At 69.4% G+C, this 12,994-nt stretch carries 13 protein-coding genes and 1 tRNA gene; 7 read left to right on the top strand and 7 right to left on the bottom strand.

Going from position 1 to position 12,994, the window contains the following annotated elements:
* Positions 1–10 precede the first annotated feature (10 nt).
* Positions 11–1,246 carry an alpha-hydroxy acid oxidase gene (locus JOE67_RS04710; protein WP_204974376.1) on the top strand — a complete coding sequence of 412 codons (1,236 nt, stop codon included), beginning with the start codon at positions 11–13 and terminating at the stop codon, positions 1,244–1,246.
* A 15-nt stretch (positions 1,247–1,261) separates the two neighbouring features.
* Here JOE67_RS04710 and JOE67_RS04705 read toward each other — a convergent pair whose 3' ends face one another.
* From JOE67_RS04705 to JOE67_RS04685, 5 genes are all read right to left on the bottom strand, one after another.
* A complete protein-coding gene (locus tag JOE67_RS04705; RefSeq protein ID WP_204974375.1) occupies positions 1,262–2,035 on the bottom strand; it encodes an HAD-IIB family hydrolase in 774 nt (257 codons plus the stop codon).
* A 12-nt stretch (positions 2,036–2,047) separates the two neighbouring features.
* Positions 2,048–2,521, bottom strand: a complete 474-nt coding sequence (locus tag JOE67_RS04700) for a VanZ family protein (RefSeq protein WP_204974374.1) — start codon at positions 2,519–2,521, stop codon at positions 2,048–2,050.
* A 172-nt stretch (positions 2,522–2,693) separates the two neighbouring features.
* A tRNA-Pro gene (locus JOE67_RS04695) sits at positions 2,694–2,767 on the bottom strand.
* Positions 2,768–2,835: 68 nt separating this feature from the next.
* On the bottom strand, positions 2,836–3,780 hold the full coding sequence (locus tag JOE67_RS04690) for a metallophosphoesterase (RefSeq protein WP_204974373.1): 945 nt from the start codon (positions 3,778–3,780) through the stop codon (positions 2,836–2,838).
* Entirely contained in the window at positions 3,777–6,392 is a 2,616-nt protein-coding gene (locus tag JOE67_RS04685; RefSeq protein WP_239527991.1) for a transglycosylase domain-containing protein, read from the bottom strand. Before JOE67_RS04685 ends, JOE67_RS04690 begins: the two co-directional genes overlap by 4 nt.
* A gap of 84 nt (positions 6,393–6,476) precedes the next feature.
* Between JOE67_RS04685 and JOE67_RS04680 the strand changes: the two genes are divergently transcribed.
* On the top strand, positions 6,477–6,704 hold the full coding sequence (locus tag JOE67_RS04680) for a Sp36 family protein (protein ID WP_204974372.1): 228 nt from the start codon (positions 6,477–6,479) through the stop codon (positions 6,702–6,704).
* Complete coding sequence (locus JOE67_RS04675) at positions 6,701–7,159, top strand: Atu1372/SO_1960 family protein (RefSeq protein WP_204974371.1); 459 nt, start codon at positions 6,701–6,703, stop codon at positions 7,157–7,159. Before JOE67_RS04680 ends, JOE67_RS04675 begins: the two co-directional genes overlap by 4 nt.
* A 61-nt stretch (positions 7,160–7,220) precedes the next feature.
* Here JOE67_RS04675 and acs read toward each other — a convergent pair whose 3' ends face one another.
* The gene (gene acs, locus JOE67_RS04670; protein ID WP_204974370.1) at positions 7,221–9,191 is read right to left on the bottom strand and encodes an acetate--CoA ligase; all 1,971 of its coding nucleotides are present in this window, start codon (positions 9,189–9,191) and stop codon (positions 7,221–7,223) included.
* Between the two features lie 425 nt (positions 9,192–9,616).
* On the opposite strand from acs, the gene JOE67_RS04665 reads away from it, so the two are divergent.
* Genes JOE67_RS04665 through JOE67_RS04650 form a run of 4 tightly spaced genes read left to right on the top strand, consistent with a single transcriptional unit; the run spans position 9,617 to position 11,914 of the window.
* Entirely contained in the window at positions 9,617–10,552 is a 936-nt protein-coding gene (locus tag JOE67_RS04665) for a TadA family conjugal transfer-associated ATPase (protein ID WP_239528384.1), read from the top strand.
* Complete coding sequence (locus JOE67_RS04660; protein WP_204974368.1) at positions 10,546–11,556, top strand: type II secretion system F family protein; 1,011 nt, start codon at positions 10,546–10,548, stop codon at positions 11,554–11,556. Before JOE67_RS04665 ends, JOE67_RS04660 begins: the two co-directional genes overlap by 7 nt.
* Positions 11,442–11,783, top strand: coding sequence for a hypothetical protein (locus JOE67_RS04655; protein ID WP_204974367.1), 342 nt, complete (start codon positions 11,442–11,444; stop codon positions 11,781–11,783). Before JOE67_RS04660 ends, JOE67_RS04655 begins: the two co-directional genes overlap by 115 nt.
* Positions 11,771–11,914, top strand: coding sequence for a hypothetical protein (locus tag JOE67_RS04650; protein ID WP_204974366.1), 144 nt, complete (start codon positions 11,771–11,773; stop codon positions 11,912–11,914). The genes JOE67_RS04655 and JOE67_RS04650 overlap by 13 nt, the downstream gene beginning before the upstream one ends.
* Before the next feature lie 100 nt (positions 11,915–12,014).
* On the opposite strand, the gene JOE67_RS04645 is transcribed toward JOE67_RS04650, so the two are convergent.
* Positions 12,015–12,920 (bottom strand): hypothetical protein, encoded by a 906-nt coding sequence (locus tag JOE67_RS04645; RefSeq protein WP_204974365.1) that lies wholly within the window; start codon positions 12,918–12,920, stop codon positions 12,015–12,017.
* Positions 12,921–12,994 lie beyond the last annotated feature (74 nt).

Here is a 12,994-nt window from a genome sequence, read left to right as displayed (position 1 = left end):
GGACGCACTGATGGTCACACGCCAGCTGCCCAACCCCGTCGAGCTGCTCGAGCTGATGAAGTTCAAGAAGCCCGAGCTGAACGCGCGCAAGCGTCGGCTCGACGCCGCGCTCACGATCGACGATCTGCGGCTGATCGCCAAGCGCCGTACGCCGAAGGCCGCCTTCGACTACACCGACGGTGCCGCCGAGGGCGAGCTCTCGCTCACGCGCGCGCGACAGGCGTTCCAGGATGTCGAGTTCCATCCCGGCATCCTCAAGCCCGCCCCCGACGTCGACACGAGCATCGAGATCCTCGGAGGGCGCTCAGCGCTGCCGTTCGGCATCGCCCCGACCGGATTCACGCGGCTGATGCAGACCGAGGGCGAGGTGGCGGGTGCGGGCGCTGCCGGGGCGGCGGGCATACCCTTCACCCTCTCGACGCTCGGCACGACATCGATCGAGGCGGTGAGGGATGCCAATCCCGACGGTCGCAACTGGTTCCAGCTGTACGTGATGCGCGACCGGGAGATCTCGTACGAGCTGACCCGTCGCGCGGCGGCCGCCGGCTTCGACACCCTGCACTTCACCGTCGACACGCCGGTGGCTGGGGCGCGGCTGCGCGACAAGCGCAACGGCTTCAGCATCCCGCCGCAGCTGACGCTCGGGACGATCGTCAACGCCATCCCGCGGCCGTGGTGGTGGTACGACTTCCTCACCACTCCGAAGCTCGAGTTCGCCTCACTGAGCGCGACGGGCGGCACCGTGGGAGAGCTGCTGGATGCCGCGATGGACCCCACGATCAGCTACGACGATCTCGCGGTGATCCGCGATCTGTGGCCGGGGCGCATCGTGATCAAGGGAGTGCAGACCGTCGAGGACTCGCTGCGCCTGCGCGACGCGGGAGTCGACGGCATCGTGCTGTCGAACCACGGCGGGCGTCAGCTCGACCGCGCGCCGATCCCGTTCCACCTCCTGCCTGATGTGCGCAAGGCCGTCGGCGACGACTTCACCGTGATGATCGACACCGGGATCATGAACGGCGCCGACATCGTCGCCTCGGTCGCCCTCGGTGCGGACTTCACTCTCATCGGCCGCGCCTACCTGTACGGGCTGATGGCCGGAGGACGCCAGGGCGTCGACCGGACGATCGCGATCCTGCGCGGCGAGATCGAGCGCACGATGCGCCTGCTCGGCGTCTCGACTCTCGCCGAGCTCACGCCGGGTCATGTCACGCAGCTGACCCGACTCGCGCCCATGCCCCGCTGACCCCGCTGCGGGGGATCAGCGCGCGATGGGTGCGGGAAGGGTGGCGATCAGGGCATCCAGCTTCTCGGCGGTGTCCTGCCAGCCCTCCACTTGCACCGAGAGCACGCCGATCGCCCGCACCGGGTAGTCGTTGCCGCCCTCGTCGAGACGGTCTCCGTAGAACAGCATCTCGTCGAGCCCGATACCCGTGTGCTCGACCAGCTTCTGCATGCCGTACGCCTTGTCGATGCCGGCGCGGGTGATGTCGATCGACGTCGATCCGCCGGAGCGCACCTCCAGGCCAGGAAGACGAGGAGCGACCGCATCGCGCAGCGCTTCGCGGCGGGCGCCGGTGGGATCCCATGCGTGCTTCGCGTCGCGGGGTGCGCGCTGGCCCAGCGCCGAGAAGGTGATCTGCGAGCCGCGGTCCTCGAGAATGTCGCCCCACGGCTCGGTCTCCCAGAGGCCCAGACGCTCGGCCTCTTCCCGAAGCGCGGCGATGGCCGCCGACTTCTCGTCGTCGCTCAGATCGTGCGCGTACACGGTGGCGAACGCCTCGCCGTCATGGCGCAGGTAGCGCGTGCCGCACGTGGGCAGCAGGTGCAGACGCGACTGCTCGGCGATTCCGATGTCGGCGAGACGTGCGATCACCTGGGTGCGGAACTGCTGTTCGTTGCCGCCGGAGATGATCGCCACGTCAACCCGGCGCAGCAGTTCGTGCAGCAGGCCGGCGATGCGGTCGTCGATCTCGCCCTTCGAGGGCGCCAGGGTGTCGTCGAGGTCGAAGGCGACCAGTCGAGGATGCGTCATGATGTCCTCAGACTATTGCCGTCGGCTGAGAGCTCGCGCCAGCGTGGCTACCGACCAGGCCAGCACGACCCCTGCCGTAGCCCCCAGCGAGTTCGCGGCCACGTCGACCAGCGAGGCCACACGATGGGGCAGCAGGGTGGCCTGCACCAGCTCGACGCCGAAGGACAGCAGGGGTCCGACGAGCAGCGCGAGGATGATCGGCCTGGTGCGAAGCAGCATGAACGCGAGCACTCCGATCGGCGCGAACACCAGCACGTTGGCGATCAGCTCGAGCTTTGTGAAGCCGAGCCAATCCCAGCCGAGAGTGTGGTGGGCGAAGCCGAGCACGAGGTCGAGCACCTCGGGCATGCGGCTCTGGAAACCGCGCGGCGTAAGGGTCAGCACCAGGATGCCGATCACATATGGCAGACCGAGCACCGCGGCGAACGCGAGAACCGGCGCCGACGAGCGTCGGGTTCCTGGGCGGGTGATCGGGGATGTGGTCATGGAGTCCTCGCGACGAGCGTAGACGTGCGGTCTGGGGGAGGGCTGGGCGTCGCCCTCCCTGCGCCGGCCGGTCCGAGGCCGGCCGACGACGGGGAGGGCCCGAGTCTGGTGCCGTGGGGCATGCGAGAAGAGGGGCAGATCCGCCACTGGCGGATCTGCCCCTCTCATGCTGTCGGGGTGACAGGATTTGAACCTGCGGCCTCTTCGTCCCGAACGAAGCGCGCTACCAAGCTGCGCCACACCCCGTGATTGCAACCGTTCAAGTCTACATGCCCGAACTCGCTACGACGAATCGCGGGCGATCGCCGGGCGCGTCAGGCGGAGCGGGCCGTGAGCGTGAGGAGGGTCGCCTCGGGCCGGCAGGCGAAGCGCACCGGCGCGTAGATCGAATGACCGCAACCCGCGCTCACGTTCAGCGGCACCGTGCGGCCGCTGTGCGACCAGGTGCTCAGACCCTTCGCCTGCTTCAGCGGGATGTCGCAGTTGGCAACCAGCGCCCCGAAGCCGGGCAGGCACACCTGTCCGCCGTGCGTGTGACCGGCGAACAGGGCGTCGGCTCCGAGGTCGATGAAGCCGTCGAGAACCCGCCGGTAGGGAGCGTGCGCGACCGCGATCCTCGACGACTTCATGCGTGCCGCTCCGAGGGAGGAGATGTCCGCTCGCAGCGTCTCGAAGTCATCCCATTCGCGGTGCGGATCGTCGACGCCGATGAATTCCAGATCGTTGCCGCGGACAGCCGTGCGGAATGCCGTGTTGTTGAGGCTGCGCCAGCCGAGTTCGTCGGTGAAGAAGGCATCCATCGCCTGGGTGTCCAGTCCGCCGGGACCGCCCTCGGGCGGAGTCTCCGACGGTCCGCGGAAGTACTTGAGCGGATTGCGGGCGGACGGGGCATGCACGTCGTTCGAGCCGTGCACGAAGACTCCTGGTATGCCCTCGAAGGGGGAGAGGGCGCGGCGGATGCCGGCGAGTCCGTCGCGGTGTCCGAGGTTGTCGCCCGTGTTCACCACGAGGTCGGGCCCGAGCGCAGCAAGAGACGCAAGCCAGCGCTGCTTGCGGTGCTGCCACGGTGCCATGTGGGCGTCGGAGATGTGCAGCACACGCAGCGAAGCGCTGCCGGGTGCGAGGGCCGCCGTCGTCGCCTCGCGCACGGTGAACAGCTGGCGCTCGATGCCCACTCCCCAGACGGCAGCGCCGACGCCGACGGCCCCCACCGCGCCGAGCGCGATGAGGGCCGGATGCGCGGCCTGGCGCTGGGTCAACCGTCGTCTCCGCAGCTGAGGGCGACTTCGGTGCCAGCGGGCGCCTTCGTGTCCGCAGCAGGATCCTGTCCGCTGACCGTGGAGCCGCCGTTGCAGCCGTCTTCCGAGACACCGAAGCCGAGCTTCTCGAGCGCGGCCTTCGCCTGGTTGTACTTCGCACCCGTCACGTTCGGAACAGTGCCTTCTGCCTCGGGCGCTGCAGCACCCGGCTTCTTCCCGCTGCTCGGGCGGAGCGTCACCGTCGCCCCCGCCGGCGCGCGCCCGGCGCCCGGGTTCTGCTCGGCGACCAGGCCCTGACCGATCTCGCTGTCGACGGGATCGCCCACCTGCACCGAGAAGCCGGCCTCACGGAGGATGCCCGTCGCCTCGTCGATCGACTTACCGACGACGTCCGGCAGATCCTTCATCACGCGACGGGTGAGGTCACGGTCGGGCTGGGGGAAGCGGTCGCCACCGTACACCGCGTTCGCCGCACCCTGCATGGCGCGGGAGAGGGGGAAGCGGATCTGGCTGAGCTGCATGCCGCTCGGCCCGTAGGTGCGCTCGATGCGCTTGCGCTTCTCGAACGGGATCGAGTCCGCCGTCATGTCCTTGTCGAAACCCGAGAAGATGAACGTGGCGGTCTTCGTCGAGGCGGTCGCCATCGCGGTGCCCGTCGACTCGTTGGTTCCCGTCTTGCCGATCAGCGGCACGCCGTCGCCCAGACGGGCATCCCGTCCCGTCGCGCTCATGACGCCCTGCAGGGCGTGCGCAGCGGTCGCCGCGACCTCGGGGGGAATCACCTGGGTGCACGTCGACTTCGGCACGGGCATCTCCTCGCCCGCCGTGTTCACGACCTTGTCGATGACCCGCGGCTGGCAGAACTTGCCCTGGTTGGCGACGGTGGCGTACGCGCTGGCCATCTGGAGCGGCGCGATCGACTTGGAGCCGAGCGTCGACTCGAAGAGGCCGTTGCTGGAGGTCACCGACCCCATGTCGCCCTCGTGCACGCCGAGTCGCTCGGCCATCTTGTTGATGTCGCAGAGGTCGAGCTTCTCGGCCATGGCGTAGTAGCCCGTGTTCAGCGACTGGGCCGTGAAGCTCATGGGAGTGCCGGCGAAGCCCCGGTTCTTCCGGAAGTTTCCTCCGGCGTTCTTGGCCGCGACGGTCGACTGCTTGCCGCACGTCGTGAGCTTGTAGGAGCCGCCGTTGCGCACGGCGCCGTTGAGGTTCTCGTTCACCGAGTGCCCCTTCTCGAGCCAGTCGAGCAGGGTGAACAGCTTGTACGACGAGCCGGGACCGAAGCCTCCGGAGCCGTTGTGGTCCTGGTCTGCGGCGTACACGAGGCTGGTCTCGCCGGCGGCGGCCTTCGAGGTCTCGTTGAACTTCGTGTTCTGCACGATCGCGAGAACGCGTCCGGTGGTCGCCTCGATCGTGACGCCGCTCGCGGCGTAGGTGGCCTCGGGAACGAAGGTCGGCGCGAGCTCGTTCATCGCGTCGACGCCGGGCTGCTGGATGCGCATGTCGAGCGAGGTGTAGATCTTCAGGCCGCCGCGGCGCAGCGTCTCCTGTCGCTCGCTCTGGGTCTTGCCGAACGCCTCGTCGTTCTCGATCACCGCGCGCACGTACTGGCAGAAGTACGCCTGAGCGCCCGCCGCCGAGCATCCCTGGGCGGTCGACTTGATGTTCGCGACGATCGGCGCTTCCGAAGCCTCCTTGTACTGGGCCTCGGTGATCTGACCGTTCTGGAGCATGCGGTTCAGCACGTAGTTGCGGCGCACCTTGGTGTCGGCGTATCCGTCGGCCTTGGAGTTGGTGCCCTCCGCGCGATCGATGCGGAACCGGTTCGGGTTCTGCACGATGCCGGCGAGGGTGGCAGCCTGTCCGAGCGTGAGGTTCTTCGCGGTCGTGCCGAAGTAGCGGTTCGCCGCGGCCTCGATGCCGTAGGTCTGACCGCCGAAGTTCGCGACGTTGAGGTAGCCGAGCAGGATGTCGTTCTTCGAGAAGTCCTTCTCGATCTGGATCGCGTAGCGCATCTCCTGCAGCTTGCGCTCGATGCCGTCGGCGCCCTTGGCCTCGGTCGCCTCGGTCCAGCACGCCTGCAGCTGGTTGGCGTACTCGGGGTTCGCCTCGCCGTTCTTGAGCGTGGGCTTGACGTCCCACTCGCACTCCTGGATCAGCACGTTCTTGACGAACTGCTGGCTGATCGTCGAGGCGCCTCGCGACGACGTGCCCCGCACGTTGTCGACGACCGCCTTCACGGTCGCGCCGAGGTTGACGCCGCCGTGCTCGTAGAAGCTCTTGTCCTCACTGGAGAGGATCGCGTCGTACAGCAGCGGTGACACCTGGTCGAACGACACCGGCACGCGGTTCTGGTCGTAGAACTTCGCGAGCTGGAACGGCTTGCCGTCGGTGCCGTTGGCGTAGATCGTCGTCGGCTCCATCGGGGCCCCGGGCGTGAGGCTGTTCGGAAGGTTGTCGAAGATCGTGAGCGCCTGCGATCCCGTCACTCCGGCGACCGCGATGGCGGGCGTGACGGCTGCGGTCACCAGGACGCCGGCGACTGCGCTGAGACCCACCAGGCCCAGCAGACCGCCGAGCACACCCTTCAGCGTGCGTTTCGTTTGAGGCATACGCTTGATGTTAAGGGAGTTCCCTGAATAAGAGCCTCGACGCACGGCATCCGGTGCCGTCCGTCGCCGACGCACAGGAGTGCCATGACCACGTGGGAGTATCTGACCACGCCGCTGCTGATCCACAACACGGCGGCGATCCTCAACAACTGGGGCAAGCAGGGGTGGGAGCTCGTGCAGGTCGTCCAGGGTCCTGAGGGCGGCCTCGTCGCCTACCTGAAGCGTCCGGTGACGCAGGACGCGACGGCCAACGCCGGCCTCGCAGCCGCAGCACAGGCATCCCGCCAGTTCGATGAGGGAGTACAGCAGTGAGCATCGCAGCCCGTCTCGAGGAGCTCGGCATCGAGCTTCCCGCCGTTGCCGCCCCCGTCGCGGCCTACGTTCCGGCCGTGGTGCACGGCGGTCTCGTCTACACCTCCGGGCAGCTGCCATTCGTCGACGGCGCTCTCCCGGCGACCGGGAAGGTCGGCGCCGAGATCGAGGCGGCGGATGCCCAGGCCTACGCCCGCACGTGTGCCCTGAACGCGCTGGCAGCAGCGGCGCAGGCGGCCGGCGGCGTGGACCGTATCGCCGGCGTGCTCCGAGTGGGCGGCTTCGTGGCATCCGATCCGGCCTTCACCGGTCAGCCGGCCGTGATCAACGGCGCGAGCGAGGTTCTCGGTGAGATCTTCGGCGATGCGGGCAAGCACGCACGCGCAGCCGTCGGCGTCGCCAGCCTTCCGCTCGACACCCCCGTCGAGGTCGAGGTCACGTTCATCCTCGCCTGACGACTCACGCAGAAGCGGCCCCTCCGATCACAGTCGGAGGGGCCGCTGTCGTGTGTACGGGTTACTTCACCTGGCTGGTGATCGTGCTCATCACCATGGTGTCGGCCAGGGTCGTGGTGTCGCCGACTTCACGGCCCTCGGCGACATCGCGCAGCAGACGGCGCATGATCTTGCCGGAGCGCGTCTTGGGCAGCTCGTTCACGATGTACACGTCGCGGGGACGCGCGATCGGCCCGATCTGCTCACCCACCCACGAGCGCAGCTGGGTCACGAGGCCCTCGGGGGAGTGCTCGTCGAGGTAGCTCTGCTTGATGATCACGAAGGCGACCACGGCCTGACCGGTGGTCTCGTCCGACGCGCCGACGACGGCGGCCTCGGCTGTGGCCTCGTGAGCGACGAGCGACGACTCGATCTCGGTGGTCGAGAGACGGTGGCCGGAGACGTTCATCACGTCGTCGACACGGCCGAGCAGCCACAGGTCGCCGTCCTCGTCGAGGCGGGCGCCATCGCCGGCGAAGTAGTAGCCCTGGTCCTGGAACTTCTCCCAGTAGGTCTCCTTGAAGCGCTCGGGGTCGCCCCAGATGCCGCGCAGCATCGACGGCCACGGCTCGGTGATCACGAGCAGACCGCCGTTGCCGTTGCCGACGACGTTGCCGTCGTCGTCCGTGACGTCGATCGTGATGCCGGGGATCGGCACCTGCGCTGAGCCGGGCTTGGTGGCCGTGATGCCGGGGAGGGGAGAGACCATGATCGCGCCGGTCTCGGTCTGCCACCAGGTGTCGACGATCGGGGTCTTCTCGGCGCCGATCACCTCTCGGTACCACATCCATGCCTCGGGGTTGATGGGCTCGCCGACCGACCCGAGCAGGCGCAGGCTCGACAGGTCGAACTTCTGCGGGATCTGGCGTCCGAGCTTCATGAACGACCGGATCGCGGTGGGCGCGGTGTAGAAGATCGTCACGCCGTACTTCTCGATGATCTCCCACCAGCGCCCGGGGTGCGGGGAATCGGGGGTGCCCTCGAAGAGCACCTGGGTCGCGCCGTTCGCGAGGGGGCCGTAGGCGACGTAGCTGTGGCCGGTGACCCAGCCGATGTCGGCGGTGCACCAGAAGACGTCGGTCTCGGCGTGCAGGTCGAAGACGTACTTGTGCGTGTACGCGGCCTGCACGAGGTAGCCGCCAGAAGTGTGCAGGATGCCCTTCGGCTTGCCGGTCGTACCCGAGGTGTACAGGATGAACAGCGGGTTCTCGGCCGGGAAGGCCTCGGCCTCGTGGTCATTCGACGCCTGCGGGACGACGTCGTGCCACCAGATGTCGCGCTCGTCGTTCCACTCGACCTCGTTCTCGCCGCGCTTGACGACGAGGACGTGCTCGACGGTCTGCTGCTCGCCCTCGCCGTTGCGGTCGTTGAGCGCCTGGTCGACGGCGGGCTTGAGCGCCGAGACCTTGCCCTTGCGGTAGCCGCCGTCGGCGGTGATCACGAGCTTCGCTCCGGCGTCGTCGATGCGCGAGCGGAGGCTGTCGGCACTGAACCCGCCGAACACCACGGAGTGGATCGCGCCCAGTCGCGCGACGGCCAGCATCGAGATGACCGCCTCGGGGATCATGGGCAGGTAGATCGCGACACGGTCGCCGCGGCCGACACCGAGTTCCCGCAGCACGTTGGCGGTGCGCTTGACCTCGTCGGTGAGCTCGGCGTAGGTGATGCGGCGCTCGTCGCCTGGCTCGCCCTCCCAGAGGATGGCGACCCGGTCGCCGTTGCCGGCTTCGACGTGCCGGTCGAGGCAGTTGTAGGCGACGTTCAGCTCGCCGTCGTCGAACCACTTCGCGAACGGCGGGTTCGACCAGTCGAGAGTCCTCGTGAAGGGCTTGTGCCAGTGCACGCTCTCGCGAGCCTGTTCGGCCCAGAAGCCTTCACGGTCTGCGGCTGCACGCTCGTAGAGGGCCGGATCGTCGATCGACTGAGCGACGAACTCCTCTGACGGCGGGAAGCTGCGGGCCTCGTCGAGAAGGTGGTCGATCTGGCTGCTCATGCACTCGCTCCTTTGCGCGGTCGGGCGATCGTGCAGGGACACGACCGTGACACGGTGAATCTAGCCCGGTCAGATATCGAAGCCTACTGTCGAAAGTCGGTAGTGCGGACGGTTTGGCGCGGACGCATGAGGGTGAATACACTGGCCTCAGCCGATTTCGAATACGGCTTTCCGCGCGCCCGGCACCCCCCATTGCGGGCTGCGCGTCGGCGGCACCTCATTCCCCCCGTGAGGTGCCGCCTCTTCGTCTCCGCCGGGTCGGGTCTCGACCTGCACAGTAGGCGCATTCCCTCCGTTGTCCACATCGGCCGGGATACAGGCGCGGCGGCGTCGTACGACCGGCCTAGCGTCGTCGCATGCCCGAACCGTTCGTCCTCCTGCCACGCCATACCGCCGCCCGCATCGTCGATGGCGTCGGACCCGTGATGGCGGTCGATCCCGCCTTCGGTGCGCTCGCCGAGCACGTGCGCGACGAGAGCGTCACCGACATCTTCGTCAACGGCGCGGGCGGACTCTACGTCGACCGCGGCGACGGCGCCGAGAGGGTGGCCGGGTGGCGGGCGTCGGAGCGCGAGGTACGCGATCTCGCGGTCGCCCTCGTCGCCTCGGGAGGGCGGCATCTCGACGACCAGTCTCCCTGCGTGGACGTGCGGCTCGACTCGGGCATCAGGGTGCACGCGGTGCTCGCCCCGGTCTCGGTGACCGGCACCGCGCTGTCGGTGCGTGTGCCTCGCGTGCTCGGGGCCGATCTCGCCGCGCTCGCCGCGACGGGAACCTTCGGCGATGCTCAGCGGATCTGGCTCGAGCGCCTGGTGCGCGACCGCGCGAACGTGCTGATCACCGGCGGAACAGGAACCGGGAAGACCACCCTGCTCGCGGCTCTGCTCGCGCAGGTCGGCGACGGGGAGCGCATCGTGACCATCGAGGACGTCGCCGAGCTCCGCCCCCGCCATCCGCACCACGTCTCGCTCGAGGCCCGGCAGGCGAATCTCGAGGGGGCCGGGCGCATCACCCTCGCGATGCTGGTGCGCGAGTCGCTGCGCATGCGCCCGGATCGCCTCGTGGTCGGGGAATGCCGTGGTGAAGAGGTGCGCGAGCTGCTGACGGCGCTGAACACCGGACATGACGGCGGGGCCGGCACCCTGCACGCCAGCGGACTGGCCGATGTGCCTGCCCGGATGGAGGCGCTGGGCGCGCTGGCGGGGATGGATGCCACGGCGCTGGCGCGACAGGTCGTCAGCGCGTTCACGATCGTGCTGCATCTCGAGCGGGGCTCGGACGGACAGCGGCGCATCGCGCGCGCCGGCCGATTCGTGCTCGTCGACGATCGCCTCGGGGTGGAGGAGGTGCGGCCGTGGTGAGGCGACGAAAGGGGCATCCCGGTCACGATGACCCTCAGCGGACCGCGGCCGCAGTGCGCACCCTGGCAGTGCTGCTGCAGGCGGGCGCCCGGCCGCTCACGGCGTGGCGGCACCTCGTCGACACCGGCGACCCGGTCGCAGGCCGGATCGCGGCGCGGATGGATGCCGGATCGGAGCTGGTCGGCGCGATCGATGCCGAGGGTGGTGCATGGTCCGACGTCGCCGCTGCGTGGGAGATCGCGACGACCGTCGGTGCGCCTCTCGCCGTGGTGCTGCGGTCGCTGGCCGAATCGCTGCAGGATGCGGCGGCGGCCGCAGACGATGTGCGCATCGCGCTCGCCGAGCCCACCGGCACGGCACGGCTGCTGCTCTGGCTGCCCTTCGCCGGCCTGCTGCTCGGATTCGCGCTTGGGTTCGACACCGTCGGCGTGCTGGTGACCCATCCGCTCGGCATCGCCTGCCTGGGTCTCGGTATCGGACTCGTGCTGGCTGCGCGCTGGTGGACGGCGCGAATGGTGCGGGCGGCGCAGCCTCGACCAGGCACACCGGGCATGCACGCCGAGCTCGTCGCGGTGGCGCTCGCCGGGGGCGTGGGAATCCCGCGTGCTCTGCGGCTCGTGGAGCACAGTCCTGGCCGGCTGCCCGACGATCGCGACGGCACCGACGCTGTGCTCGAGCTCTCGCGATCAGCGGGTGTGCCTGCGGGCGAGCTGCTGCGGGCCTCTGCGGCTCAGCAGCGCCACGAGGCACGTGTGCAGGGTCGCGTGCGAGCCGCCCGCCTGTCGTCGAAGCTGCTTCTTCCGCTGGGCGCGTGCACCCTTCCCGCCTTCCTGCTGCTCGGCGTCGCACCGGCGGAGAGGCCGGGATCCACTCGCATAGGTGCGGGTCGATGGCGCACTTCATGCGCCGCGGTCACCCGCTCGACGACTTCATCGAGCGACTCGTCGTCGCGCGCCTCGCAGCGCCGGACGCGGCCGATCTGCTCATCGACCGGGAGCGGCTAGACGCCGAGGCGCTGAGCGCCGAGCTGACCCGCCTGGAGGCCGTTCGGCGTGAGCTGGGCGACGACCGCGACGAAGGCCTTATCGGGCGCGCCCAGTACCAGCGGCGGCTCAAGCGAGTCGACGCGAAGCTCGAGGAGGTGCGACCGAAGCTCGAGCGCGGCGCGGTCGTCGAGCCGCTGCGTGATCTTGTCGGCGCGGAGGACGTACGCGTGGTGTGGGACGGCTGACGCTCGGGCGCAAGCGCGCGGTGATCGAGACGCTGATGACGATCGTCGTGCACAGCGTCGGCCAGGGGAACCGGCGCAATATGTCAGACGCAGCCATGGCGCAGAGCCTGAGTATCCTCTGGCACGCCTGAGCCGCCAGCCGCGGCGCCCATCGCGGCCGCTGAGCGCCGAGCGCGGCGGCAGTGGGGCCGGAAGCCGCAGACGAGGCGCTGCAGGCCCGGAGAGGCGGCGTCAGCCTGTCTCGTGATAGGTCCAACCGCCCTCGCGCCGCCAGCGCATGATGTAGCCGGTGCCGCCGTCGAGCCACAGATCGGTCAGTCCGTTGGGAGCGGTGAAGGTGCCGTCGGTGAACCAGCTCGGCGACGTCGGCACCAGGTCGCCCCATTGCCCTGCGGAGGCGACGAGCAGATACAGGTGCCGCCGCTGTGCGCCCAGCGCGGCTGCCTCGCGGGCGAGTTTGACGACGTGGTGCACGGGGCGCTCCTCGGCCGCCAGATACGCGGAGAGTCGCTCAAGGTAGGGCACGTCCTCGGGGTCGCGCACCGCGGCGTTGAGCGAGCTGAGCCAGAACCCGCCTCGCTCGGGATCGTCGATCGGGTCGCGGAACTCGATGCCGGGGAACACGGCCGCTGCCTCGGCCGCGGCCTCGGCGCTGATCGCCCCAGCATGAGCCTCGTGCTGCAGCCGCTCGACCACCTCGCGCCACCGGCGACCGGCCGCCCTGCCCTTCCGGCCGCGCGTCAGCGGAGGCTCCCAGCCGCGCTTGAGATGCATGGGGAACAGCAGCGCGGGAGGCTCCGCGCCGTTCAGCTCGGCGACGAGAGCAGCGGCACGCGGCACGGCGTCGGAGTGGTCGCGGTCCAGCGTCGTGAGCACCTCGACGACCTCGACCGGAGCGCCGGCCGGGCGCAACAACAGGTCGACGCGGCCGTCGCCGTCGCGCTCGCCCTTCACGTCGCGGCGCTCGGGTGTGAGGCCGGTGAGCAGCCAGAGGTTGATCGCGGCGCGGCGGTCGTCCTCGGGGCCGTCGACGAACTCGGCCGAGTCCCACCATGCGGACTCCGGAGGCGGGACGGCAGCAGCGGCCTCGGAGAGGGAGGGGCCGCGCTCGCACCAGCCCTCGGTTAGTAGTCTCATGGCCCGACCGTACCGGAGGCGAGCGACACCAGCACGGACGGGATCGCCGCCGCCCCCCGCGGCGCGTCGCTAAA

The organism is Microbacterium esteraromaticum, assembly GCF_016907315.1.
GTDB lineage: Bacteria > Actinomycetota > Actinomycetes > Actinomycetales > Microbacteriaceae > Microbacterium > Microbacterium esteraromaticum.
Note: the sequence above shows the minus strand (reverse complement) of the source record. Positions and strands in the feature narration are given on the sequence as shown.